The 23,295-nt window shown below is 56.8% G+C and carries 25 protein-coding genes; 3 read left to right on the plus strand and 22 right to left on the minus strand.

Annotation, left to right across the window (positions count from 1 at the left end; all coding sequences use genetic code 11):
• Nucleotides 1–12: 12 nt before the first annotated feature.
• The 3 genes from ACFER_RS06205 to ACFER_RS06215 all read right to left on the minus strand — a co-directional run bounded on the left by ACFER_RS06205 (nucleotide 13) and on the right by ACFER_RS06215 (nucleotide 4,087).
• The gene (locus tag ACFER_RS06205) at nucleotides 13–1,935 is read right to left on the minus strand and encodes a site-specific DNA-methyltransferase (protein WP_012938563.1); all 1,923 of its coding nucleotides are present in this window, start codon (nucleotides 1,933–1,935) and stop codon (nucleotides 13–15) included.
• Nucleotides 1,936–2,653: 718 nt separating this feature from the next.
• Nucleotides 2,654–3,217 (minus strand): sigma-70 family RNA polymerase sigma factor, encoded by a 564-nt coding sequence (locus ACFER_RS06210; RefSeq protein ID WP_012938564.1) that lies wholly within the window; start codon nucleotides 3,215–3,217, stop codon nucleotides 2,654–2,656.
• 15 nt (nucleotides 3,218–3,232) lie between these two features.
• Nucleotides 3,233–4,087: an ATP-binding protein gene (locus ACFER_RS06215; protein ID WP_012938565.1), complete on the minus strand. Its 855-nt coding sequence runs from the start codon at nucleotides 4,085–4,087 to the stop codon at nucleotides 3,233–3,235.
• A 13-nt stretch (nucleotides 4,088–4,100) separates the two neighbouring features.
• Between ACFER_RS06215 and ACFER_RS06220 the strand changes: the two genes are divergently transcribed.
• From ACFER_RS06220 to ACFER_RS11285, 3 genes are read left to right on the plus strand one after another with little or no spacing between them, the layout of a single operon-like run.
• Entirely contained in the window at nucleotides 4,101–4,328 is a 228-nt protein-coding gene (locus tag ACFER_RS06220; RefSeq protein ID WP_012938566.1) for a DUF1659 domain-containing protein, read from the plus strand.
• Between the two features lie 15 nt (nucleotides 4,329–4,343).
• Nucleotides 4,344–4,592 (plus strand): DUF2922 domain-containing protein, encoded by a 249-nt coding sequence (locus tag ACFER_RS06225; protein ID WP_012938567.1) that lies wholly within the window; start codon nucleotides 4,344–4,346, stop codon nucleotides 4,590–4,592.
• Between the two features lie 2 nt (nucleotides 4,593–4,594).
• Nucleotides 4,595–4,744, plus strand: a complete 150-nt coding sequence (locus ACFER_RS11285) for a YvrJ family protein (protein WP_012938568.1) — start codon at nucleotides 4,595–4,597, stop codon at nucleotides 4,742–4,744.
• A 96-nt stretch (nucleotides 4,745–4,840) separates the two neighbouring features.
• On the opposite strand, the gene ACFER_RS06230 is transcribed toward ACFER_RS11285, so the two are convergent.
• The 19 genes from ACFER_RS06230 to ACFER_RS06320 form a co-directional block, all read right to left on the minus strand.
• Nucleotides 4,841–5,179, minus strand: coding sequence for a 7(1) septoil knot domain-containing protein (locus ACFER_RS06230; protein ID WP_012938569.1), 339 nt, complete (start codon nucleotides 5,177–5,179; stop codon nucleotides 4,841–4,843).
• Nucleotides 5,180–5,416: 237 nt separating this feature from the next.
• Nucleotides 5,417–6,628 carry a glycosyltransferase family 2 protein gene (locus ACFER_RS06235; RefSeq protein WP_012938570.1) on the minus strand — a complete coding sequence of 404 codons (1,212 nt, stop codon included), beginning with the start codon at nucleotides 6,626–6,628 and terminating at the stop codon, nucleotides 5,417–5,419.
• A 10-nt stretch (nucleotides 6,629–6,638) separates the two neighbouring features.
• Nucleotides 6,639–7,364: a hypothetical protein gene (locus ACFER_RS06240; protein ID WP_012938571.1), complete on the minus strand. Its 726-nt coding sequence runs from the start codon at nucleotides 7,362–7,364 to the stop codon at nucleotides 6,639–6,641.
• A 3-nt stretch (nucleotides 7,365–7,367) separates the two neighbouring features.
• Nucleotides 7,368–7,847 carry a 2-amino-4-hydroxy-6-hydroxymethyldihydropteridine diphosphokinase gene (folK, locus tag ACFER_RS06245; RefSeq protein WP_012938572.1) on the minus strand — a complete coding sequence of 160 codons (480 nt, stop codon included), beginning with the start codon at nucleotides 7,845–7,847 and terminating at the stop codon, nucleotides 7,368–7,370.
• Nucleotides 7,838–9,034, minus strand: coding sequence for a dihydropteroate synthase (folP, locus tag ACFER_RS06250; RefSeq protein ID WP_012938573.1), 1,197 nt, complete (start codon nucleotides 9,032–9,034; stop codon nucleotides 7,838–7,840). Before folP ends, folK begins: the two co-directional genes overlap by 10 nt.
• Nucleotide 9,035: 1 nt before the next feature.
• Entirely contained in the window at nucleotides 9,036–9,800 is a 765-nt protein-coding gene (folE2, locus tag ACFER_RS06255; RefSeq protein ID WP_041666607.1) for a GTP cyclohydrolase FolE2, read from the minus strand.
• A complete protein-coding gene (queD, locus tag ACFER_RS06260) occupies nucleotides 9,797–10,159 on the minus strand; it encodes a 6-carboxytetrahydropterin synthase QueD (RefSeq protein WP_012938575.1) in 363 nt (120 codons plus the stop codon). The genes folE2 and queD overlap by 4 nt, the downstream gene beginning before the upstream one ends.
• The gene (locus ACFER_RS06265) at nucleotides 10,156–10,623 is read right to left on the minus strand and encodes a tRNA (cytidine(34)-2'-O)-methyltransferase (protein ID WP_041666608.1); all 468 of its coding nucleotides are present in this window, start codon (nucleotides 10,621–10,623) and stop codon (nucleotides 10,156–10,158) included. Before ACFER_RS06265 ends, queD begins: the two co-directional genes overlap by 4 nt.
• Nucleotides 10,623–11,786, minus strand: a complete 1,164-nt coding sequence (locus tag ACFER_RS06270; RefSeq protein WP_012938577.1) for a glucosaminidase domain-containing protein — start codon at nucleotides 11,784–11,786, stop codon at nucleotides 10,623–10,625. Before ACFER_RS06270 ends, ACFER_RS06265 begins: the two co-directional genes overlap by 1 nt.
• Before the next feature lie 18 nt (nucleotides 11,787–11,804).
• Nucleotides 11,805–13,238, minus strand: a complete 1,434-nt coding sequence (locus ACFER_RS06275; RefSeq protein ID WP_012938578.1) for a sodium:solute symporter family protein — start codon at nucleotides 13,236–13,238, stop codon at nucleotides 11,805–11,807.
• A gap of 225 nt (nucleotides 13,239–13,463) precedes the next feature.
• Nucleotides 13,464–14,129: a metal-dependent hydrolase gene (locus ACFER_RS06280; RefSeq protein ID WP_012938579.1), complete on the minus strand. Its 666-nt coding sequence runs from the start codon at nucleotides 14,127–14,129 to the stop codon at nucleotides 13,464–13,466.
• Nucleotides 14,130–14,142: 13 nt separating this feature from the next.
• Nucleotides 14,143–15,069: a homoserine kinase gene (gene thrB / locus ACFER_RS06285; RefSeq protein WP_012938580.1), complete on the minus strand. Its 927-nt coding sequence runs from the start codon at nucleotides 15,067–15,069 to the stop codon at nucleotides 14,143–14,145.
• Nucleotides 15,070–15,085: 16 nt separating this feature from the next.
• Complete coding sequence (locus ACFER_RS06290) at nucleotides 15,086–16,393, minus strand: homoserine dehydrogenase (RefSeq protein ID WP_012938581.1); 1,308 nt, start codon at nucleotides 16,391–16,393, stop codon at nucleotides 15,086–15,088.
• Between the two features lie 189 nt (nucleotides 16,394–16,582).
• Nucleotides 16,583–17,035, minus strand: a complete 453-nt coding sequence (locus ACFER_RS06295; protein WP_012938582.1) for an ACT domain-containing protein — start codon at nucleotides 17,033–17,035, stop codon at nucleotides 16,583–16,585.
• A 73-nt stretch (nucleotides 17,036–17,108) separates the two neighbouring features.
• Complete coding sequence (locus tag ACFER_RS06300; protein WP_012938583.1) at nucleotides 17,109–18,101, minus strand: NAD(P)H-dependent glycerol-3-phosphate dehydrogenase; 993 nt, start codon at nucleotides 18,099–18,101, stop codon at nucleotides 17,109–17,111.
• A gap of 112 nt (nucleotides 18,102–18,213) precedes the next feature.
• Nucleotides 18,214–18,816 (minus strand): glycerol-3-phosphate 1-O-acyltransferase PlsY, encoded by a 603-nt coding sequence (gene plsY / locus ACFER_RS06305; RefSeq protein ID WP_012938584.1) that lies wholly within the window; start codon nucleotides 18,814–18,816, stop codon nucleotides 18,214–18,216.
• 15 nt (nucleotides 18,817–18,831) lie between these two features.
• A complete protein-coding gene (gene der / locus ACFER_RS06310; RefSeq protein WP_012938585.1) occupies nucleotides 18,832–20,163 on the minus strand; it encodes a ribosome biogenesis GTPase Der in 1,332 nt (443 codons plus the stop codon).
• A 15-nt stretch (nucleotides 20,164–20,178) separates the two neighbouring features.
• Nucleotides 20,179–21,231, minus strand: coding sequence for a type 2 isopentenyl-diphosphate Delta-isomerase (gene fni, locus ACFER_RS06315; RefSeq protein ID WP_012938586.1), 1,053 nt, complete (start codon nucleotides 21,229–21,231; stop codon nucleotides 20,179–20,181).
• Nucleotides 21,232–21,251: 20 nt separating this feature from the next.
• Nucleotides 21,252–23,294 carry a bifunctional 4-hydroxy-3-methylbut-2-enyl diphosphate reductase/30S ribosomal protein S1 gene (locus ACFER_RS06320; protein ID WP_012938587.1) on the minus strand — a complete coding sequence of 681 codons (2,043 nt, stop codon included), beginning with the start codon at nucleotides 23,292–23,294 and terminating at the stop codon, nucleotides 21,252–21,254.
• Between the last annotated feature and the right edge of the window lies 1 nt (nucleotide 23,295).

The raw sequence follows: 23,295 nt of genomic DNA on the forward strand, positions 1-23,295 counted from the left end.
GATGCTGCCTCCTTAAAACCGGGCAATGTCCCGGGGAATTTTTTTGAACGTAATATGATATTTCTGCAGTTCCTCTTCACTGAGGGTACACCGGTCCGCATACATCACATAGCTTTCGCCTTTTGTCCTGACTTTAGCCAGAAAATCCCAGTTCAGGGTAGTGGCTGCGTTCCGGTCGTAATGGAAATAATACACGGTATCCATCCATTTTCCCAGGTAGGCCGGTTCTTCTGGCCGGATTGGTTCCGCCGGCTGCCGGGTTTCTGTGAAATAGACGTATTTGCGGATTTCCTCCAAACCGATTTCCTCGTTCAGGAAATCCCCGTGGAAAATCGGCTGTCCCAGTTCATAATAACTGAAGCTGCCGCCAATACCCTTAATTTCATCAGTTGCTTTTATAGTTCCAATAACTTGTAAATGATTATCAATTATTTTTATACTAACATTATCATACGCATTTTTTGCTTCTTTTTTAATTTTTAAAGCTTGTTCTATTAATTCTTTACCCTTTTCTAATACTTTTAAAGTTATTTTTTCTTCCATCAGAACATTTTCTTTATTTTTTTCTTTTGAATAACCAGAAATAACCTTTTTTACTCTCTGAGCTGTGATATCATTTGCATAATCCATCATTTCTACAAGGATAAATTTTCGGTTTCCATTATCTTCTAGATTAGTTTCAAGTACAGAATGTGCCGTAGTTCCAGAACCAGCAAAAGCGTCCAATACAATCGAATCTTTATTTGTAGCAATTTGAATAATTCGTTTCAGTAAGCGAGTTGGTTTTGGCGTATCGAAGACTTTTTTACCAAAAATCGTCTTAATCTCTTTTTTTGCTTCATCTGTATGTCCTGTTTCATCATAAGACCAAAAATTTGTGACTACCCTGCCTTCAGTATCTTTTAAATAAGTTTTTCTAGCTATTCCACCCAATCCATTGCTGGTGAAAAAGAATAGTGGCCAGCATCCTTTGTCGTATACCATTTTCGCGTGTTTTTTTGCCTCGCTTAAGGGTTCCGCTAAAATGATTCCTTTTACATCTTTTTTAATCTTATTAACAGAGATACCGCATACTTCAGCTCGTCTATCTTCATCATGTAAGTTTTCATACTTATAAGCTGCCCAATTCTGCATAACGTTCAGCATGTCATCCTGCTGCCATGGCCAACAAGCTCCGTTATACGGATAAATCATGTCCCCCGTAAATGGATGTTGGATAGCATAAACCATTCCTTGGTGGGTAGCAGCACTAGGAGCAAATGCATCACTCGTACGCCAAAGTTCTTTATCCCCATCTTTATTTTGATATTTAGAATTCATTTTTTTCGTTCTAGGTAATTTATGAGGTGTCCATCCTATTTTTTTAGAATAAACAAGAATATATTCCGTTTCTCCACTAATACCTTTGGAATCATTACGAGGAGAATAAGTATGCTGCCATGAAATAGATGCTACAAAACATTGAATACCAAAAATTTCATCACAAATTTCTTTTAAATGAGCTTGTTCATTATCATCTATACTGATAAATATAGCTCCATCTTCAGACAATAAACGTTGTAACAGCCGCAGTCGGGGATACATCATGCACAGCCATTTATCGTGACGGCTCAGGTCTTCCCCTTCTTTTCCCACCACTTCCCCCAGCCATTTCTGGATCCGGGGATCATTCACATTGTCGTTGTACACCCAGCCTTCGTTCCCGGTGTTGTAGGGAGGATCGATATAGATACATTTTATCTTCCCTTCATACTGGGGCAGCAGGCTTTTCAGGGCTGCCAGATTGTCTCCGTGGATGATTTTATTTTCACTGCCATTATCTTCCGGGTGCTGACCTTTTTCGTCATAGCTGTATACCCGCTGCAGCACCTGGTACGGCACTTCCAGATGGTGATTGACCACCTTGTTCTTGCCAATCCATTCCAGCGTCGGCATTCTGCATCCTCCTCATTTTTGGCGAATTCCTGAAATCCGCATATATTCTCTCATTTTATAACTATAACAGGAAATGAGCCCCTTGACAAATAAAAAACCAGCAGCCCGGTCAGGTCAGGCTGCTGGTCACCAGAATGAAAATCGAGTCAGCATCAGTCCCGGAGTCAGCAGGACCGATGTTGGAACTCCTGGGCTTCCCCTGCTGCAGGGATTCCAAAAGTTGGGTAAAACAGTTGTTGTAGAAACGAAAGCCTGCAAGCACTGGTCGAGGGTGCTATGGTTGCAGATTTCGTTGACCACCACGCCCGTATACTGCCGGGCCGTCAGTGGGATCCCGACAGCGAGACTGGGTTATGGACATGTTGGGTGGGCCTCCTTTATCGTTCATCGTTGGCCGTTAAGGACCATCTGCCCCGGCAGATGGTCTCCTTTTGCCGGAACGGGATGACCGGGCGACACGGCTGCGCCGGTCTTGGTCCTCCCATACGGGGCCGGTATCGACAGGCCGTGCATCAGGCGGGCCGCCCGGCGTGCGGCCCCTACGGTATCGCAATGGGTCGTTGGAATTTCGTACATTTCGCGGGGCAACCGGCGTGCGGCCCCTACGGTATCGCAATGGGTCGTTGGAATTTCGTACATTTCGCGGGGCAACCGGCGTGCGGCCCCTACGGCATCGCAATGGACCATTCGCCCCTTCCGTCCCGCTCTACACGCTTCCCTATTTCCCCTCTGTGCCATTGTTCTCCATTTTCTTTTTCATTTTCTGAAGAGCCTTTCGATAGCGTCCATACAGACTGGAGACAGGGCATCCAAATTCTCTTCCGATGGATTTCCAGGGGGTTCCTCTGACGGTGGCAAGACATACAAGACGGTGTTCGGCAGGGGTAAGACATTGGAGCGCCTTCTGAAGTTCCCCCCTTCGTATCCGCATGGTAAAATCTTCCGTGTAACTCGTCTCCTGATTCTGCGCATAGATTTTCTCCTTTACTTTGTTCCAGCGTATCTGCTTCCGGATGTAATGGGAAAGCAGGTAGTGCAGATGGGTATTTACGAAACCGGGGAACCGTCTTGGGTCTTCTCCGGGGTATTTCCGGATGGCTTCCAGGAGCCCCAGCACCAGCTGGCTGGCCAAATCCATCCGCAGGGAGGGATTTTTTTCCTGTCCGGCCAGTTTCTGCACCAAAGGCCGGAAAGCGATGACGATGGCCAGCTGGGCTTCCTGATCCCCGCTCCGGGCCCTGGGCAGCAGGGCCGTCAGATCCGTGCTTTTGTTTTTCTTCATATAGGCCTCCTTCCGTCAGGCAAACAGGCTGGGATCCAGCTCCCAGATTTCCGGCTTGTTCCGTGTTTCTCCGGCCTGGGGGAACAGGGTTTCCGGATTCCACCGGTGGTCCCGGCCTTTGGCTTCCAGTTCCACGGTCATGCCGCCGATGCGGCTGATGAGCCGGTCGATGGTCCGCCTTTCTTCCCACCCGGTTTTGTTCCGGGCCCGGTGGAACCTTTCCTGGAGGGCCTGCAGGGAAAAATTGCTGGTGAACACGGTCTGCCGCCGGGCAGTATACCGGGCATCGATGAGCAGGAACAGCTGTTCCAGTCCCCATTCGGTGACTTTTTCGGTGCCCAGATCGTCCAGGATCAGGCAGGGGACTTCCTGGTACTGGTCCATCCGTTGGTTCCAGTCTCCCTGGATATTCCGCCGCAGCTGATTCAGCAATCCGGCCACGGTGGTGAACCGGACGGCTTTGCCCTGGGCAAGGAGCTCCTTGGCAAAAAGCACTGCCAGCATGGTCTTGCCCACCCCGGAAGGTCCGTGGAGGAAGAAGCCCCTGCCGGGCCGTTTTTCCCTGGCCAGCTTCCGGACGGTCTCCAGGGCCTTGCGGTTCCCCGGTTCCACCTGGTATTCCGAAAAGGTGCAGGAAAGGAACATTTCCGGCAGTCCGGCCTGTTCCAGCAACTGCCGGTTCCGTTCTTCCCGGCGCTGGATTTCCCCATAGGGACAGGGACTGAGGGCTTCCCGGACGGTTCCGGCATAGTAGACCACCAGAGGCATATAGCCGGGAGTGGGCTGGGTGCACTTTTTCCCGCTGCAGTTCCGGCACCGTTCCTGGGCCTTCAGGGCGTACTGGATATCCCACTCTGCATTGCGGTACAAGGAGGAAGGAAATATGGCAATCCAGAAGCAACTGACTGCAGTGACTCTGCAGCTGGAAGTAAGCAACGGCGTGGACAAAAATGACCAGCCCAAGTTCAAGAACATCAGCTATGAAAAGCTGGCAAGGGAAGCCACTCCCGAAAAACTGGCGGAAGTGGGCAAGGAATTTGGCAACCTGATGCAGGAAGCTCCCAAAGGCATGTACGTGGTGGAACGCCATGCCCTGAATGAAGTGGCGTAAAGGAGGTAAGGCACAATGGCAGATTCCAGAAAACTGGACCTGATTTTCAAAGACAGTGAAAAGGCAACGAAAAACATCCGTATCCCCAACCCCCGCACGGACGTGGACCGGGAAACGGTACTGCCGGTAATGAACAAAGTGGTGGAAAGCAAAGTCTTCCTCACCAAGAACAATCTCCCGGTGGAAACCATCCAGGGGGCCAAAGTGACCGACGTCAAGGACCTGCTCTCCGACGGGGCCAGTGACGAAAGCACCGAGGCCTGACCATGGATGACCTGACCCTGCTGGCCGGCCAGGCTGCCCAGTACGGGTTCCCCATGGTCATTTCCTGGTACCTCCTGGTACGCATGGAAGAGAAACTGGAGAACCTGACCCAGAGCATCGAACGGCTGCGCATGGCAGTGAAATGTGAATAGAGGGAAAGGCCGCCGGAAAACCTCCGGCGGCCTTTGTCAGCAAGGAATCTGTCGGGACCGCCGTCCCGCTCTTCCCTCTTCCCTCTTTCCTTCCCATCACGGCAGCCCTGGGAAACTGGTCACGTATTTGATCCGGATATCCGGGAAACTGGTGACGAACTGGATGGTGAAATCTTCTCCGTATTCCACGAACTGCCACTCTCCGATTCCGGACGGAAAATGGTCCACCACTTTCACCTTCAGATCCGGGAAACTGGTGACCACCTGGACCTTGATATCCGGGTTGTATTCCACCACCCGTACTTTGCCTGCCAGACGGATGCCGTTGAAGGTACCGTTGGAACTCACTGCAGAGGAAGCCAGGGCGGCCGTGGTCCACAGCAGGCAGAACAGGGCGGCAAGGATGCCTGCCAGCCAATATTTTGTCCGTTTCATCGCAATCCCTCCTCTGGCTGAATATTCTGTATCTATTATAGCATAAAAAGGGCGCTGTGAAAAAATCATTCACAGCGCCTTAAATTTGCCAGCGTAAGCTGGCTTCCATCGGCTAGAGACTAGTGACTAGAGACTAGTGACTAGAGACTAGTGACGGGGATGTGAAAATCATTTTTTCACATCCCCTTGTCTGGAGTCAGGAGTCTGAAGTCGGAAGCCCCAGGACAGGATTTGCCCCTATTTCTCCGGCCCCTCCTGGTGCACGTGGGCTATGGGGATCCATTGCTTTTGGGGGAAGAACACGGACCAGACGGCCACCAGGGACAGGAAGATGCAGAAAAAGCCTCCGGTGAGGATGCCGGGCAGCATCCGTTTCACCGGCAGGTCCCCGGCCTTGATGGCGCAGGTGCCCATCACCAGGCTCAGCCCATAGAGCATGGTCCACCACAGCACGTCTTTCAGGGCAAACAGGGGTCTGCCTTCCACCGCATGGTACCCCACCCACAGTACATTGGACAGGAAATAGAAGCCGAACACCACGCACATGAGCATGGGGACGAAATTGTCGATGAGCCGGGCATCGGGCCGGGCCCGGAAATGGGCCAGCCACTCCTTCCGGTACTCCCGGGCAATCTGATAGTTGCCGGTCATCCACCGGCGGAGCTGGCTCACCATCCCCTTCCAGGTCACCGGCTGCTCGTCATAGAACCGGGCATCGTCCTGGTAAACGGAAAATACGCCCTTGAAGTTCTGCTGCATGGAAAATTCCATGTCCTCCACAATGGTCCGGGTATGCCAGCCTTCCGGCTCCAGCAGGGAAGCATCGAAGCCGAACCCGGTGCCGGAGATGATCCCCGGCAGATCCACATTGGCCCGGGGCTTGCTGAACAGGTCCACACTGAGCCAGTACATGCTGTACCATTGGGAAATCAGGTTGTCGAAGGGATTCAGGGGCAGCCGGTTTCCCATCACCAGCCGGGCTCCCCGGCGGAAGCTGCCGTCCAGGGCCGCCAGGAACCCCCGGTCCGCCATATTGTCCGCATCGAAGATCACAATATGGCTGAAGGTCCCGCCATACCGCTGGCGGATGAGAGGGATGCCCCAACTGAGCACCGCCCCTTTTCCGGTACGGGGGCCTTCCTTCCGTTCCAGCACCGTCACATGGGGATACCGCCGGCCCACCTCCGGGGTTCCGTCCTCACAGTGGTCCGCCAGCAGGAACACCCGGTACAGGTCCCTGGGATAGTCCTGGTCTTCCAGGCTCTGGAACAGTTTCCCCACCACATTGGCTTCATTGTGGGCGCAGACCAGGATGGCGAACCGGCTGGGTTCTCCCGTCACCGGTTTCTCTTTCCGCCGGGTCAGAAGGCCCATGAATACCGTGCTGCAGGTCCAGAGAAAGGTCACCACCAGCAGCAGCTGGACGATGAAGGTCAGTCGATACATCATGGAAGGTCCCTCATACAGCGGTCAGGATGAACAGCAGGGCCGCAAAGATCCCCATTACATATTCCACAATGATCAGTTCGAATTCATTGGGGAAGATAAAAGCCAGGCCCAGGCCCAGGAAGCCCCCGGTCAAAGCGATCCGCAGCATGGCCACCGCCATGCTCCGGGTGGTTCCCTTGTTGTCCCGGATCCGGTTCCACAGGGCTTCTCCCGCACCCCGGAACATCCGGGGCGCCGCCTGGCTGTACACCAGGAAGCCGCCTGCCACGGTGCACACCAGGGAAGCCAGGAAAATCCGGGGATAGGAAGCCGGGAACGGCACCACCTGGTACAGGTCGCCTCCCACTGCCGGGAACACCGCCATGGGTACGGCCCCGATCACACTCAGGACAAAGAACATGGTGGCCGTCCGCTGGTCTTCCACGCACAGATAGGGTTCCCGGGGGCTGCGCATCCCCTGCCAGATCCGGAAGGGCAGATAGGCGGAGAGCAGGGCTCCCAGGAATTCAATGGGGATGAAATTGGAACTGCCGCCGGTGAGGGCCATCCCCGCCGCTGCTCCCAGGGCCGCCGCAATGGCTCCCAGCCGGCCGAAGATCAGCCCGTAGGGTACGGACAGCATGGCCTGGATCCGGAGCCCGCTAAGGCCGGGCACCACCTGATACAATTGAGAAACCGCAAATAATACCGTATACAGAAGAAACAGGACCACGCCTGTCTTCACTCGTTCACCCATGACTCATTCCTGCTTTCTGGTTTGTTTTTTCTGAAGATCCTGCCACAGTTCCCCGATGGTCCGGTGGAATACCGGATGGACCACCTGGGGAGCAATGGCGGCCAGGGGCTCCAGTACGAAGCTCCGGTTGGCCATATCCGGATGGGGCAGCACCAGGTCTTCACTGTGGATGCACTGGTCCCCGAAAAGAAGCAGGTCCAGGTCGATGTTCCGCTCTCCCCAGTGCCGCTTCCGCTGCCGGCCCATTTCCTGCTCGATGGCCAGGAGGGTATGGAGCAGGCTTTCCGGATCCCCCGTCCATTCCACTTCCGCCGCTCCGTTGAGGAATTCAGGCTGGTCCGTCACCCCATATGGCTCCGTGGCCAAAAGAGGCGAAACCTGCCGCACCCGGATGCCGTGTTTCTCCATCAGCTCCAGGGCCCGGCGGATGTTTTCTTCTTTATTCCCCAGGTTGCTGCCCAGGGCCACATAGGCTACTGGCATCTCCGGATCGCCTCCAGCATCCGGATCAGCCGGACATTTTCCTTCACATCATGGACCCGCACCATCTGGGCCCCGGCGTACAGAGCCGCCGCCGACAGGGCCATGGTCCCTTCCAGCCGCTCTTCCGTAGGCAGATCCCCCAGCACCTTGCCGATGAACCCTTTCCGGGAGCCGGCCAGGAGCACCGGGATGCCGTGGCCGGTCATTTCCCCCAGCCCATGGCACAGGGCCAGGTTCCCTTCCAGATCCTTGGCAAAGCCCAGGCCCGGATCCAGGATCACCTTGTCCTTTCCCAGTCCCGCCCGGGCACAGGCTGCCGCCCGTTCCAGCAGGTACTGGGACACTTCTCCCACCACATTGTGGTAGGTCTTCATTTCGTCCCCCATCATGGTCTTGGGCGTCCCCCGCATGTGCATCAGCACCAGGGGTGCCTTGGCCCGGGCGGCCACGTCCAGCATCCGTCCGTCCCCGGTGGCGGCGGTCACGTCGTTGATGATGTCCGCCCCGGCGGCCAGGGCCGCTTCGGCCGTTTCCGCATGATAGGTATCCACACTGAGGATGGCCTCCGGAAACTGCTTCCGCAGGGCGGAAAGGGCCCCGGTGACCCGGCGTTTTTCCTCTTCCGGGGTCACGGGATCCGCCCCCGGCCGGGTGGATTCTCCCCCGATGTCCAGGAGATCCGCCCCATCCCGGAGCATGGTTTCCGCTTTGGCCAGCAGGGCTTCCTCCCCGCTGATCCGGGATCCGGCATAGAAGGAATCCGGGGTCACGTTCAGGATCCCCATCACCCGCATTTTTTCATAGGTCAGCTTCCGGCCGTCCGCCAGAAGGGTCACCACAGGTCCCGGTTCCAGGAATTCCCACAGGTCGTCCATAATGGACTGGATGCCGAACCAGTTGGCCATGGTCCCCAGCTTGGTCAAAAGCTGCCGGTACTGCCGCCGGTTCCCCAGGAGGATCACATCCACCCGGTCCAGGCTGCAGTTGATGGTGCCCTTGGGGTTCACACATTCCCCGCCCAGGGCCAGCATTTCCTGTTTCAGGATGTTGGCGGCCGGGGTGCGGATCTGGAGCAACTTCAGGGGCTCCACCGAAGCTTTGGGAGCCATCAGTTCCATCCCCATGGGATGGACTTCGATTTTTTCCATTTCATAGCGGATCCGTTCAGACGGAATGGTCAGGAACATGTCACACCTCTTTCTCCACCGTGGCAAAGGCATTGTGGTTGTGGATGCTTTCTTCGCTTTCCACCGTTACCGTATACCAGTCGATCCGGGGATCCCCATTGAGCTGGAGGGCGATTTCCCGGACCGCGTCTTCCACGAACCGGGGATTCTCATAGGCCATTTCCGTGACGCATTTTTCGTCCGGCCGCTTCAGCAGGGAATAGAGAGGCGTGGACGCCCCTTTTTCCGCCATCTCCACCAGTTCCTCGATCCATACCGGCTGGGTGGAACGGATGCGGATCTTCGCCCAGGCCCGCTGGTTGTGGGCGCCGTATTTGCTGATTTCCTTGGAGCAGGGGCACAGGGTATGGATGGGCACATCCACGCCCACTTCCAGGGAGAAGGTCTCCCCTTTTTCCGCCCGGAAATGGCAGTCCACGTCCAGGTAGCTTTCAATGCCGCTGACCGGGGCCTTCTTGGTGATGAAATAGGGACAGGAAAATTCCAGCAGGGCCTTCCGGGCTTCCAGTTTCTGCCGGAGATGGTCCAGCACTTCTTCCAGTTCGTGGGGACGGATGGCCCCCACCTGTTTCAGACATTCCACAAAACGGCTCATGTGGGTCCCCCGCTGTTCCTGGGGCAGATCCACCGCCAGGGCCACTTCCGCCACCGTGTGCTGGGTTCCCTTTTCCCGGTCCGCCAGGACGATGGGCCACCGGAGGTTCCGGATTCCCACGTGTTTCAGGGCAATGTGACGCAGATCCTGCTGCGCCTGGACATCTTTCAGCATGATTCACCTCGGTACACAATGCCGCTGGTCCTGGTTTCCCACACCTGGACTTCGTACAGGGTGTAGTTGGCCCCGGTCAGCGGTTCCTTCAGCTTGTTCCAGACCCAGACGGCGATGTTTTCCGCCGAAGGCTGGGGCAGGATGTCGTTGAGGCAGTGGTGGTCCAGCTGGTCCACCACCAGGTCCTTCACCGTATGCTTGAACTGGACAAAATCCAGTACCATCCCCTCCTGGTCCGGATGGCCTTCCACCTTCACCACCAGCTTGTAGGTATGGCCGTGGAGATGCTCGCATTTGCCGTGGTAGTTGGGCAGATAGTGGGCTGCGTCAAACTCGAATTCCTTGATACAGATCATATGGTTCCCTCCTGGAGATCAAAATCGTTTTGCCGCAAAGCTTCATAAAGCACAATGGAAACCGAATTGGCCAGGTTCAGGGACCGGGCTTCGGAAACCATGGGAATCCGCACACACTCCTCTTCGTGGGCCTGCCGGAAAGCTTCCGGGAGACCGGCACTTTCCTTACCGAAGATCAGCAGGGAATCCGGGCCGTAGTGGACCCGGCTGTAGGATTTGTGGGCATGGGTGGTCAAAAGGAACCGGGGGCTGTCCGGATAGGCAGCCAGTACCTCCTCCACCGAATCATAGTAGTGGATGTCCACCAGGTGCCAGTAATCCAGCCCGGCCCGCTTCAGGTATTTGTCATCCACCGAGAACCCCAGGGGCCGCACCAGATGCAGGCTGGCTCCTGTGGCAGCGCAGAGCCGGGCGATGTTCCCGGTATTCCCGGGGATTTCCGGCTCCACCAGTACAATGTGCATCATTTCAACAAGCCTCCATCCCAGTCATTGCCGGAAATGGCGATGATCTTCTTCATTTGTTCGTGGAGATTCAGGATCTTCTCCGCATAATAGCTGCCCGTGGCCCATTTTCCGTTGAGCTGGGACCAGCGGGTGTAAAAACCGTTCTGGACCTTGCCTTTGTACACCAGATAATACCGGGGATCGATCACCGGGGTGGCCGGCAGCCGGTCCGTGGTATAGGCCATCAGGTGCTGGACATGGGCCCGGACCCCGTCCCGGGGGGTGGGGAACCAGGCGCCCTGGACCGTGGCACTGGTGGTCCCCAGACCACAGAAATTGTTCTGGGCCGGTACCACCGTGCCCCCGAACCGGAAGAATCCGGTTTCCAGCAGGGCCTGGCAGAATACGATGTCCCAGCGTAGCCCTTCCCGGCCGGCTTCCTGGTAGTACAGATCCACGATCTCTTCCGGGGTGGCCTTGATGGGCAGGTTGGGATTGTACCGGCGCAGCAGCACCACCGCCTGGTCCCGGGTGGCTTCCGCCGGTCCGGCAATGGTCACCTCCTGGTAATTATCCGGAAGTTCCCAGATTTTCGCCGTGGTGGTCAGGTGATGGATGATGATCTTCAGGCTGGGGTCCGTGATCACCCGGTCCTGGTTCTCCAGTTTCAGCAGTCTGTCCGGATCCGGCCACTGGGGCAGGGTCAGCTTTTCCCCCACCAGGGAGAGGCTGCCCTTCCGGATCACCAGGCTGTCGGGATCTGCCGGGCCCAGGTCACGGGATACAGGGGACAGGGGCCGCTGTTTTTCCTCTTTTGCCTGTTTCCCAGCCGGCCGTTCCTTCCGGTTCTTCCTGGAAGGATTTTCGGCCGGAGGGTCCGGCTTCCGGACTTTTTCCGGTTTCCTGGCCGGTTCCGTGGTTTCCTGCTGTTTCCGGATACCCCGGATCCGGTCCAGGAAACTCCGGTGCTCCTTTTTCTCCGGTTCCCGTTCTTTCTGGACCTTTGCCTTTTTCTCTGTTTTTTTCTTTTGGATATGGGACAGCGGGCCGTCGGTTTCGTCCAACAGGACGGTTTCCGCCGGTTTCACCCCCTGCTCCAGGGGAGAGGCCCAGACTGTCCCCGTTCCCAGCAGGCTGGCCAGCAGCAGGCCGGCCAGCATCCGTTTCTTGTTCTTGTTCAATGGGTCATACCTCATGGGTTATTTTTTCTCTCCGGCTTCCTGTTTCCGGGGGAAGATCCACAGGCTCGCCAGCATCACCACCGCAGCCGTCAGGATCCCCAGGCTGGTGGAATTCAGGATGCCGAGGCCCTTGCCTCCGTTGAAAAATTTCAGCCCCAGCACCACAGCCACCCCCAGGATGGCGGAGCAGAAGGCCCCTTTGGTGGAAGCCTTTTCCGTAAACAGGCCGAACAGGAAGGGAGCGGCCAGGGATACAGTCATCAGGGAATAGAAAATGGCCAGGGCGGTGATGATGTTGGCCATGTAGCAGGCGATGAAAATGCCGGCGATGCCGCAGACCACCGTCAGCTTCCGGCTTACCTTCAGCAGTTCCTCATCGGAAATCTCCGGATGGAAGAATGTTTTGTACAGATCCTTGGACAGGGACGTGGCCAGCATGTACAGCACCGTGTCGCAGGTGCTGACTTCCGCGGCGAAAATGGCGGACAGGGCCAGGGCACTCACTCCGAAGGGCATCATTTCCTTCATGGCTTTGGGCAGGGCCAGTTCCTGGTTCCCCAGATCCGGGAACGCCGCATAGGCGCACATGCCGATGAGCATGGGCAGGAAGGCGAACAGCAGCTGGACGATGCCGTTCCACAGGGTCCCCTGCCGGACGGCCTTTTCATCTTTGGCCGCGTAGACTTTGCCGATGAGCCCGGGAGAGATGCAGAAAGCCGGAGTCAGCATCAGGAAATAGCCCAGGATGGTGGAAGTCCCCAGTCCGTCCCAGGAAAAATACCGGGCCGTCCGGGCAGGGTCTGCCATATGGCTGGCCACCGCCGCCTGGAGACCGCTCCACCCGCCCACATACTGGAGAGCGAAGGGGGCAGCGATGCAGAACCCCAGAAGGATCACGATCAGTTCGATGATGTTCACGATGGCGGCGCTTTTGATGCCCCCGGCGGAGAAATACAGGGTCACCACCACGGCGGCGATGATGATGCCGTAGAGCTTTTCAATGCCGGCCACCACGTTCAGGATCCAGGCAATGCCCAGCAGCTGGCCGGAAAACAGGGCCAGGGTGCCGATGGCCATCATGGTGGAGGTCACGCCCCGGAAAGCGTGGGAATACCGGAAATCCAGATAATCCCCCATGGTGTACAGATTGTGCTTCCGGGCCACTTTCCATACGGCCGGGCCCACAATATAGGCCAGGATCAGGGAACCCAGGCCGCTGCAGCCGATCCACCACCAGCTGGAAACACCGGCTTTGTAAGCCAGGCCCGTGACCCCTACGGTGGAGCCTGCCCCGATGTTGGCGGCAATCAGGGTGGTGAACAGGAGACCCGCGTTAAAGGAGCGGCCCCCCACAAAGAAATCCGCGGCCCCCTTCACGTGTTTCCCCACCAGATGTCCCAGCAGGATCAGCAGCAGGGCATAACCAATAATGACCCCAAGATAAACGTTCAACGATATCACCTCAAAATTTTTTTGTAAGGTACAACGGATATTCAACAAACACCATTGTACTTTACTTGGGGCAAGTTGTAAAGGAGGGGGTGACGCAATGCGTCACCCCCTCCTTGATTGTCAGAAGCCGTATGATTGCCATATGCAAAAAATTTGCCTGCAAATTTCTCTTTCGGCCGTTGACAGCTGACAGTTGACAGTTCGGCTCCACCGGCAGCAGACCCCTTACAATTCCACCGTCTTCCCCGGTTCCACCACCAGCACTTTGCTTTGGGTGGTGGCTTCCACTTCTTTCTTGAAAGCTTCCGGATCCTGGGCGATGATGGGCCAGGTATTGTAATGGATGGGAATCACCAGCGGCACGTTCAGCAGTTCCGCTGCCAGCCGGGCATCTTCGGGCCCCATGGTGTAGTTGTCCCCGATGGGCAGCAGGGCCGCATCGATGGTTTCCAGCCGGGACAAAAGGGCCATATCCCCGAACACGCTGGTGTCTCCGGCAAAATACACGGTTTTCCCGCCAAATTCCACAATGAATCCGCAGGCGTGCCCTCCGGCAATGCCGCTGCCGTGGAAAGCCGGAGTCACCCGCACCCGGCCGAAGGGGAAGGTATGGGTGCCCCCCAGGTGCATGGCGTGGGACCGGAGCCCGTGGGCCGCCGCATCGTTGGCGATTTCCGCGGTGGAAACGATCAGGGCGTCATTGGCTTTGGCGATCTCGTAAGCCGCGCCCAGATGGTCTCCGTGGTAATGGGAAACAAAGATCACGTCCGCTTTCAGGTCCTCCGGCTTCAGTCCTTCCGGGTTCCCTTCCAGGTACGGATCGAACAGCAGGGTGGTTTTTCCGTCACACAGGGTGAAACAGGCATGATGGATGTAATGGAACTGCAGCATGGACGATTCCTCCTTATTCGATGACTTTGGCCCCTTCCGGATCGATGTCCAGATAATGCAGGGCCGTTTCCATATTCCGCTTCCGGAAGGGTTCGGCCATGGCCTCCCCCACTTTCCGGGCATCGGTATCCGCCGGCACATAGGCCAGCAGGGTGGAACCGGCACCGGAAATGATCCCGTTGTAGGCACCGGCCTGCCGGGCCCCTTCCAGGGCTTCCTCCGCCCCGGGGATCAGGGGCAGCCGGTAGGGCTGATGGAGTCTGTCTTCCAGGGCCGTCCGCAGGAAATGGTAGTCCCCGGTAAGCAGGGACCCTACCAGGAGGGCCGCCCGGCTCACATTGTACACCGCATCCCGGTGGGGCACCTGCTTGGGCAGGGCCGCCCGGGCCTTGGAGGTGGGCAGGGGCAGGGAAGGCACCAGCACCACCAGCTGGAGAGGTTTGGCCAGGGCCAGTTTCAGGCTCTCCACTTTGCCCCCTTCCATCACGTTCACGGTGATGCCTCCCAGAATGGCCGGGGCCACATTGTCCGGATGGCCTTCGATCAAGGTGGCTTCCGTCACCAGCTCTTCTTTGGAAAGAGGGTTCCCAGCCAGTGCATTGGCTGCGGTCAGCCCGGCCACAATGGCCGTGGAGCTGCTGCCCAGGCCCCGGGATACGGGCACCTGGATCCGGGACGTGATCCGCAGTCCGGTGGCCGGCTGGCCCAGCTTCTCCCACAGGGTGTAGAAGGCGGAAGCCGCCAGGTTGTTCCGGCCCTGGGGCAGGGATGCGGAATCCTGGCCTTCGGCCGTGGCCGTGACCCCTTCCCCTTCCGGCACCAGTTCATAGGTAAATACATTGTACAGGGTACAGGCCAGTCCCAGGCAGTCGAACCCAGGTCCGCAGTTGGCGGAAGTGGCCGGGACCCGTACCGTGACTTTTCTGCGCATATCTGCCATGATCAGCCCCTCTTCCTCATTCCAGGGTGCTGTCTTCCACCCGGATGATGTTGCAGATCCGGGCCACGACAGCCAGTTTGGACAGGGCGTCGGCGGCTTTCCGCAGGGCAAATTCCGATACCCCGTAGGTGATCACCACGATTTCCGCCAGGGTGCCCAGGGACCGTTTTTGGACAACGGTTTTCAGGCTGACCTTGTTTTCCCCGAAGGCGGAGGCAATGGTGGCCCATACCCCGGGCTGATCTTCCACCAGCATCCGGATGTAGCAGGGGGAGATGATTTCTTCCGGGGGCAGCATGGGTTTGGCTTCGTAGCAGGTGCAGCCCACCCGGCCAGTGCAGCCGGCCAGGATGTTCCGGGTGCTTTCGATGATGTCCCCGCAAACGGCACTGGCTGTGGGCATCCGTCCGGCCCCCCGGCCGAAGAACATGGCTTCGCCCACCGGCTGGCCTTCCACGTACACGGCGTTGAACACATCGTTGACCGTGGCCAGAGGATGGTCCTTCCGGAGCATGGTGGGATGGACCCGGGCGCTGACGCCCTTGCCCTCCTTCTGCTTGGCAATGCCCAGAAGCTTGATCACATAGCCCAGTTCATCGGCATATTCAATGTCCCGGGAAGAGATCTTGTCGATGCCTTCCACGTACACATCGTCCAGCCCCACCCGGCTGTTGAAGGCAATGGAGGCCAGGATGGCGATTTTCCGGGCTGCGTCGAAACCGCCTACATCGGCGGTGGGGTCGCTTTCCGCATAGCCCTTGTCCTGGGCTTCCTTCAGGACTTCCGCAAAATCCATGTGCTCCTGGGTCATCTTGGTGAGCATGTAGTTGGTGGTCCCGTTGATGATCCCCATGATCTTGCTGATCCGGTTGGCGGCCAGGCTTTCCTTCAGAGGACGGATAATGGGGATGCCCCCGGCCACGGCGGCTTCAAACAGGAAATCCACATGGTGGGCGGCTGCCAGTTCGAACAGTTCCTTCCCGTGGGTGGCCACCACATCCTTGTTGGCGGTAACCACGTTCTTCCCGCCCCGGAGGGCGGCTTCCATGTATTCCAGGGCCGGATGTTCCCGTCCCATCAGTTCCACCACGATGCTGATGTCCGGATCGTTGACGATGTCCTCGATCTTGTCGGTGGTGGGCAGACTGGCATCCAGGGCCCGGACTTTTTCCGGATGACGGGCCAGGACTTTTTTGATCTGGATTTCCGCTCCTACCCGTTCCGTGATCAGGTCCCGGTTCTGGTTCAGCACCAGGATCACGCCGCCCCCAACGGTGCCGGCGCCCAGCAGTCCAATGTTGATCTGTTTCATTTTATTCGCCATACCCTCATCCTCCCCGGTTAATAAGGGCTGCCACAGGGGCAGCCCGAAATGGTTCTATACACCTATAAGAGTCTTTAGTCTCTAGTCTCTAGTCCCTAGTCTGCAGCCGTTGGAAAAAATTTGCCCCTGGCAAATTTTACCCTTCAGCTAGTGACTAGTGACAGGTTGTGAAATTGAATTTCACAACCATTAATCCACCTGGCCCAGTACATCCAGCCGCTTCACCCCTTCGATGAGGCGCAGCTTGTCCATCAGGGCTTCCATATCGATGTTCAGGTATTTGGTCTCCACGGAAATGGTGGTGTTGGCCACTCCCTGGAGAGGCACGCCCTGGTTGATGGTGATCACGCTGCCTCCGTCTGCAGCAATGGTATTGAGCACACTGGAAAGAACCCCGGGCTTGTGTTCCAGCAGCAGGGAGATGGTGATGACTTTTTCCTTGCTGGCATCATAGAACGGGAATACATAATCCTTGTATTTGTAGTAAGCACTGCGGCTGAGCCCCACCTTGCTTACGGCTTCGTTCACCGTCTTCATCTTTCCCCGTTTCAGGATCTCCTTTACCAGGATGGTCTTTTTGATTGCTTCCGGAAGAATTTCCTCTCTGACTAAGTAAAATTCCGATTTCCTCTCGTTGTTCATGTGTAATCTATCCTTTCCACAAGAATGTTAATCCTTCCTAGGTAGACATTATATCATACAGTTCTGCAGAATGCTACTCTTTCTTCAATGTCCTTTTCATCAGGTCTTCAATGGCCCGTTTCACGTCCTTGCCCTGGAACAGCACCTGGTACAGCTGTTCGATGATGGGCATTTCCACCTGATGGGTCCGGGCCAGCTCCCGGACCACCGGAGTGGCGTTGATGCCTTCGATGACCATCCGGGTGCCTCCGGTGATCTCTTCCAAAGTCTTTCCCCGAGCCAGGGCATAGCCGGCGGACCGGTTCCGGCTGAGAGGACTGGTGCAGGTGGCAATCAGATCCCCCACCCCGGCCAATCCGAAAAAGGTGGCCCGGTGGGCCCCCAACTTCATCCCCAGACGGGTGAGCTCCGCCAGGCCCCGGGTGATCAGCCCGGCCTGGGCATTTTCTCCGAAGCCCATGCCGGAGAGCATGCCTCCCACCAGGGCGATGCAGTTCTTTACACAGCCGCACAGCTCCACCCCGATCAGATCCGGAGAAGTATAGGGCCGGAAATAGGGGGTCAGGAAGCACTGCTGGAGGAACCGGGCTTCCTTCATGTTCCGGCAGGCGATCACCGTGGCCGCCGGCTGCTTCTGGGCGATTTCCCGGGCCAGGTTGGGCCCGCTGAGGGCAGCAATGGCCCGGGCGTGAGGGAATGTCTCCTCCAGAATATCCGTCATCAGCTTGTGGGTGGACAAATCGAACCCCTTGGTACAGGACAGGATCACCTGGCTGCGGCAATCGGTGAAGCGGGCCGCCTGCCGGGCAATGGTCCCCATGCCCTTGGAGGGCACCACGAACACCAGCACTTCAGCGCCCTCCAGGGCTTCCTGCAGGTCTGCGGTAACCTGAATGGAAGGGGACAGCCGGAAATCCGGCAGATAATCGGCATTGCACCGGGTTTCCCGGATCCGGGCCGCTTTTTCCGGGTTCCGGGCCCAAAGGGCCACCTCCCGTCCATTGTCCGCCAGGATCTGGGCCAGTACCGTCCCCCAGCTGCCGGCTCCAATGACTGCTGCTTTCATCGTTTCAACTCCTTTGCATTAAAAAAGGGACTGTTGCCTGGGCAACAGCCCCTTTGGCCGCAATCCGCGACCCAAGGCCCGCGACCGGGGTGTGAATCCTTTCACACCCCTATCATTTCTTCCAATGCCCCTGCCGGATCTTGCTTTCGGTTCCGTTTTTCAGGCGGATCATGTTCTGGTAATGGCGGGCCACCACTACGGCGGCACACAGGCCCACAAAGGCCACAAGCCGGCCGTCATAGCCCAGATACCAGGCGGAAAAAGGCGCCGCCAGAGCCGCCAGGATGGACCCCAGGGACACATACCGGGTGACGAACACCGTGGCCAGCCAGATGGTCAGGGCAAACACCGCCACTTCCGGCATGAAGTACAGCAGGATCCCCAGACCGGTGGCCACACCCTTGCCTCCTTTGAACCCGCACATCCAGGAAAAACTGTGTCCCAGGATGGCACAGGTGGCGCACAGGATCAGCACCGTCAAATCAGAGGAAACATAATGGTTCACCAGATAAAGAGCCAGCACACCCTTGAGCAGGTCTCCCAGGAGCACGAAGGATGCCATCCGGGCCCCTACGGTCCGGAACACGTTGGTGGCTCCGATGTTGTGGCTGCCGTAATCCCGGATATCGATGCCGCAGATCAGCTTCACCAGAAGCAGGCCGCAGGAAACGGATCCCAGGAGATACCCGATGACCCCACTGAGCAGATAATCCATAGTGATCGACCGTCCTTACGCCTCGTCCTCGTTCTTGCCCCGGACGATGATGTTGATGGGAGTGCCTTTGAACCCGAAGGCTTCCCGCAGCTGGTTTTCCAGATACCGCTGATAGGAGAAATGCATGATTTCCGGTTCGTTGCAGAAAATCACGAAGGTGGGCGGCTTTACCTTCACCTGGGTGGTGTAGAGGATCTTCAGCCGTTTGCCCTTTTCCATGGGCGGCTGGTTCATGGCCACCGCGTCGGTGACCACCTGGTTCAGCACGCTGGTGGAAATCCGCATGGCGTTGGCTTCCGCCGCATCCTTGATCATTTCCGGCAGACGGCTGATCCGCTGCTGGGTCAGGGCGGACACGTACACCACATTGGCATAGGGCATGAAGATCAGCTCATGGCGGATCTGTTTGGTGAACTCTTCCGTGGACATGACGGTCTTGTTGGGATACAGATCCCATTTGTTCACCACGATTACGATCCCCTTGCCCGCTTCATGGGCATAGCCGGCGATTTTCTTGTCCTGTTCCGTGATCCCTTCCACGGCGTTGAGCACCAGCAGCACCACGTCGCTCCGGTCCACCGCCCGGAGGGTCCGGATGATGCTGTATTTTTCGATGGGTTCGTCGATTTTCCCCTTCCGGCGCATACCGGCAGTATCGATGAACAGATAGGTCTGGCCGTCTTTTTCCACCGGCACGTCGATGGCGTCCCGGGTGGTCCCGGCCACATCGCTGACAATGGACCGGGTCTGGCCGATGATGTCGTTGAAGATGGAAGATTTCCCCACATTGGGGCGGCCGATGATGGCCACCTTGATCACGTCTTCGCTGTCATCGTCCTCGTCCCCTTCTTCCGGGAACTTTTCCACCACCGCATCCAGGAGATCCCCCAGATTCAGCCGGTTGGAGGCGGAAATCAGGTAGGGTTCCCCGATGCCCAGATTGTAGAATTCGTAGGCTTCCGCTTCCTGCTTGGGCGTATCCGCCTTGTTCACCGCCAGGACCACCGGTTTTCTGGACTGCCGGAGCATCTTGGCCACTTCCATATCGTCATTGGTGATCCCCGTCCGGGCATCACACACAAACAAAATCACATCCGCTTCCCGTACAGCCACTTCCGCCTGCTGCCGGATGGATACGGCAATGGAATCGGTGTTCTGCATCTCGATGCCGCCGGTATCCACCATGGTGAACTTCCGGTCCAGCCATTCCGCATCGGCATAGAGACGGTCACGGGTCACGCCGGGGGTATCTTCCACAATGGAGATCCGGCTGTCGGCAAATATGTTAAATAGTGTTGATTTGCCGACATTGGGTCTGCCGACAATGGCAACTATGGGTTTGCTCATGAAAAAGAACCTCTTTCAGTTAAATTCGTTTTCCCCGTAGGAAAAAGAACGGACTGCCGCGGCCAGGTTCCCGGTAAAATAATACCGGACCTGCCGCAGCTCCGTCCCTCTGGTGCACCCGGTAAGGGTGTAGAAATCTTTGACAGCTTCCAGGAGCTGCCGTATCCGTTGGATGGCCAACAGGGTCCCGCCTTCCCGGACAAGACGCAGGATATTTCCAGCCATCCCCACTGCATTGGCTCCCAGCACCTGGGCCCGGAACACATCCAGGGCCGACCGGATTCCGCCGGAAGCGATGATTCCGTTCTGCCAGCCTTTGGCTTCCACGGTTTCCAAAAGGGACAGCGCCGAGGGAATGCCCCACTGGGACAGTTCCCGGTTCCCTTCCGGATAGCGGCAGCCTTCGATGGCCGGGAAATTGGTCCCGCCGGCTCCGCCGGTATCCAGGATGGATACCCCGCAGTCCAGCAGGCGTCTGGCTTCTTCCCGGGCCATGCCGCAGCCTGTTTCCTTCACGATCACAGGGACTTCCGACTGGCTGCAGATGGCTGCAATCTGCTCCAGCCACCGGGAAAAATCCCGGTCCCCTTCTTCCATGGCCAGTTCCTGGGCACTGTTGAGATGGATCTCCAGTGCCTGGGCTTCCACCATGTCCACAGCCCGCCGGGCTTCCTCCGGAGTGGCCAGCGCGCTCACGTTGGCAAAGACCACACCCTTGGGATTCTCCCTCCGGACCACCTGGTAGGTGTCTGCATACAGCCCTTTCCGCACAGCCCCGTACTGGGACCCCACGGCCATGGCGCACCCGGTTTCCCGGGCCACCACCGCCAGATCCCGGTTGATGGACTTTACGGCCTCCGCCCCGCCGGTGATGGCGTCGATCACCAGGGGCTGGGACAGTGTCCCCACCCCGGGCAGGCTCACGGAAAGGTCCACTTTCCGCCGGTCCACCTGGGGCAGACAGCAGTGCATCACCTGCATATCAGAAAAGCCGGTGGCGCAAGGACCATCCTCAAGGTGCAGGGCATACTTGATATGATCGATTTTACGGCTCTCCCGGCTTTTCATCTATGACAAACCTCTCTTACTTATTTATGGGCTTCCGCTTCTGCTTCGGCCAGTTTTTCGCCCAGGCCCTGGGACAGAGTGCTCTTCTTGCCCAGATACTGACGCATTTCAGCCTTTTCTGCATCTTCCTTGGCTTTGGTGATGCTCAGGGCGATCTTCTTGTGTTCGGTATCCACACGCAGGACTTTGACCTTTACTTCCTGACCGATTTCCAGAACATCTTCCGGTTTGTCGATCCGCTGTTCAGCGATTTCGGAAATGTGGATCATGCCTTCGTTCTTGTCGTTCAGTTTTACAATGGCGCCGAAGGGCAGGAACCGTACAACGGTACCGGTCACTACATCACCCACGCGGAATTCCTTGGCGGCAGCCACCCAGGGATCTTCCTGGAGAGCCTTGACGGACAGGCTGATACGGCCTTTTTCTTCGTCCAGGCCTTTGATGTACACGTTGATCTTTTCGCCCACTTTGTACAGGTCAGCCGGTTTCACGCTGCGGTCCCAGGACACTTCAGAGATGTGCACCAGGCCCTGGACCATGGGAGCGATTTCCACGAACATACCGAAATCAACGATGCTCTTGATGGTCCCTTCAACGGTTTCGCCTTCATGGAAGGTCTGGAAAGCTTTTTCCAGGGCTTCATGACGTTCTTCTTCCCGTTTGGCTCTTTCTTCCTTCCAGGCAGCGTTCTTGGCAGCCCGTTCTTCACGCAGAACGTTTCTGCGGGAGAATACCAGACGTTTCTTTTCCGGATTGATTTCCAGCAGAGAAACTTCCAGATCCTTGCCTTCATATTCTTTTACATCATCCACATGCTTCAGATCCAGGTGGGAAGCGGGGATGAAGCCAGTCAGTCCTTCGTAGGAAACAGTCAGGCCGCCTTTTACAGCCCGCAGGCCCTTGACCTGAACGGTCTTCTTGTCAGCCAGTTCTTCCGGCAGTTTCAGCCAGGCCTGATCGGCTTCCGCTTTGGTTCTGCTCAGGACAACCAGACCATCCTGGTTTTCGCTGGCAATGACTTTCAGGGTCACTTTGTCGCCCGGTTTCACAGTGGGGGCTACGGTGTCCTTGGTACCACCCAAAGTCCATTGGTCGAAGGCCACAGACCCTTCACTCTGATACCCGAAGTCTACCACGACCTCATCATCGGTCACTTCTACCACGGTAGCCTCCACAATCATGCCAATGTGCAATTTCATGCATTCCTGTTCGCCCAACAAACTTTCCATCGTTTCCATAGTTCCAATAGCCTCCTCAATAATTTCCTGCGGCGTCGATGCGCCAGCAGTGATGCCAATTTTTTGTGCTCCGGCCAGCATCGGTCCCGTGATTTCACTGGCGTCCTGCAAAAGATAGGAACGGGGATTGATTTCCCTGGCCAGTTCCCACAGATGTCTCGTGTTCGCGCTGTTCTTGCCGCCAAATACGAAGAAAGCATCTGTTTTCCCTGCCAGCTGCCGTGCGGCAGCCTGTCGTTCTGCGGTGGCAGTGCAAATGGTTCGCACGACTTTATAGTCGCCCGGACGTTTCTCCTGAGCCATTCGAAGCAGAAGGTTAAACTTCTCAGCTTCAAAAGTCGTCTGACTGACTACCCCAAACTTATCTTTTTCAGGAAGAGATCCAAGGTCATCGGATGTTTCAATGACCACAGAATCGCTGCCTGCCCAAGCCTTGATACTTTGCACCTCAGGATGACGCTTTTCCCCAACAATGATGACAAAACGGCCTTCACCTGCCAGTTCAGCAGCCGTTTTCTGTGCTTTCCGCACATGAGGACAAGTGGCATCGATGACGTTCAGTTCCCGCTGCCGGGCCTCCTCGTAGAGAGCGGGCCCCACACCGTGGGAACGGAATATGACTGTATCGCCAGCCGCGAATTGCGCCAGCTTCTCCTTGCATTCTACACCTTGCTGTTTCAGTTTTTCTACAACACGGGGATTATGAACCAATTCACCCAGAGTGGCAATACTATCATTATACCCTTTTGCTTGCACTTCTGCAACGTTTATTGCTCTTTTTACACCATAACAGAAGCCGCAGGGGTCTGCAACATAGATTTTCATC

Origin of the sequence: Acidaminococcus fermentans DSM 20731 (assembly GCF_000025305.1) — a bacterium.
GTDB lineage: Bacteria > Bacillota > Negativicutes > Acidaminococcales > Acidaminococcaceae > Acidaminococcus > Acidaminococcus fermentans.

What these genes read in the sequence shown, in the direction of transcription:
- ACFER_RS06205 (WP_012938563.1), bottom strand. Translation starts at nt 1,935, where the DNA reads ATGCCGACGCTGGAATGGATTGGCAAGAACAAGGTGGTCAATCACCAT.
- ACFER_RS06210 (WP_012938564.1), bottom strand. Translation starts at nt 3,217, where the DNA reads ATGAAGAAAAACAAAAGCACGGATCTGACGGCCCTGCTGCCCAGGGCC.
- ACFER_RS06220 (WP_012938566.1), top strand. Translation starts at nt 4,101, where the DNA reads ATGGCAATCCAGAAGCAACTGACTGCAGTGACTCTGCAGCTGGAAGTA.
- ACFER_RS06225 (WP_012938567.1), top strand. Translation starts at nt 4,344, where the DNA reads ATGGCAGATTCCAGAAAACTGGACCTGATTTTCAAAGACAGTGAAAAG.
- ACFER_RS11285 (WP_012938568.1), top strand. Translation starts at nt 4,595, where the DNA reads ATGGATGACCTGACCCTGCTGGCCGGCCAGGCTGCCCAGTACGGGTTC.
- ACFER_RS06230 (WP_012938569.1), bottom strand. Translation starts at nt 5,179, where the DNA reads ATGAAACGGACAAAATATTGGCTGGCAGGCATCCTTGCCGCCCTGTTC.
- ACFER_RS06235 (WP_012938570.1), bottom strand. Translation starts at nt 6,628, where the DNA reads ATGATGTATCGACTGACCTTCATCGTCCAGCTGCTGCTGGTGGTGACC.
- ACFER_RS06240 (WP_012938571.1), bottom strand. Translation starts at nt 7,364, where the DNA reads ATGGGTGAACGAGTGAAGACAGGCGTGGTCCTGTTTCTTCTGTATACG.
- folK (WP_012938572.1), bottom strand. Translation starts at nt 7,847, where the DNA reads ATGCCAGTAGCCTATGTGGCCCTGGGCAGCAACCTGGGGAATAAAGAA.
- folP (WP_012938573.1), bottom strand. Translation starts at nt 9,034, where the DNA reads ATGTTCCTGACCATTCCGTCTGAACGGATCCGCTATGAAATGGAAAAA.
- queD (WP_012938575.1), bottom strand. Translation starts at nt 10,159, where the DNA reads ATGATCTGTATCAAGGAATTCGAGTTTGACGCAGCCCACTATCTGCCC.
- ACFER_RS06265 (WP_041666608.1), bottom strand. Translation starts at nt 10,623, where the DNA reads ATGCACATTGTACTGGTGGAGCCGGAAATCCCCGGGAATACCGGGAAC.
- ACFER_RS06280 (WP_012938579.1), bottom strand. Translation starts at nt 14,129, where the DNA reads ATGCTGCAGTTCCATTACATCCATCATGCCTGTTTCACCCTGTGTGAC.
- thrB (WP_012938580.1), bottom strand. Translation starts at nt 15,069, where the DNA reads ATGGCAGATATGCGCAGAAAAGTCACGGTACGGGTCCCGGCCACTTCC.
- ACFER_RS06290 (WP_012938581.1), bottom strand. Translation starts at nt 16,393, where the DNA reads ATGGCGAATAAAATGAAACAGATCAACATTGGACTGCTGGGCGCCGGC.
- ACFER_RS06295 (WP_012938582.1), bottom strand. Translation starts at nt 17,035, where the DNA reads ATGAACAACGAGAGGAAATCGGAATTTTACTTAGTCAGAGAGGAAATT.
- ACFER_RS06300 (WP_012938583.1), bottom strand. Translation starts at nt 18,101, where the DNA reads ATGAAAGCAGCAGTCATTGGAGCCGGCAGCTGGGGGACGGTACTGGCC.
- plsY (WP_012938584.1), bottom strand. Translation starts at nt 18,816, where the DNA reads ATGGATTATCTGCTCAGTGGGGTCATCGGGTATCTCCTGGGATCCGTT.
- der (WP_012938585.1), bottom strand. Translation starts at nt 20,163, where the DNA reads ATGAGCAAACCCATAGTTGCCATTGTCGGCAGACCCAATGTCGGCAAA.
- fni (WP_012938586.1), bottom strand. Translation starts at nt 21,231, where the DNA reads ATGAAAAGCCGGGAGAGCCGTAAAATCGATCATATCAAGTATGCCCTG.
- ACFER_RS06320 (WP_012938587.1), bottom strand. Translation starts at nt 23,294, where the DNA reads ATGAAAATCTATGTTGCAGACCCCTGCGGCTTCTGTTATGGTGTAAAA.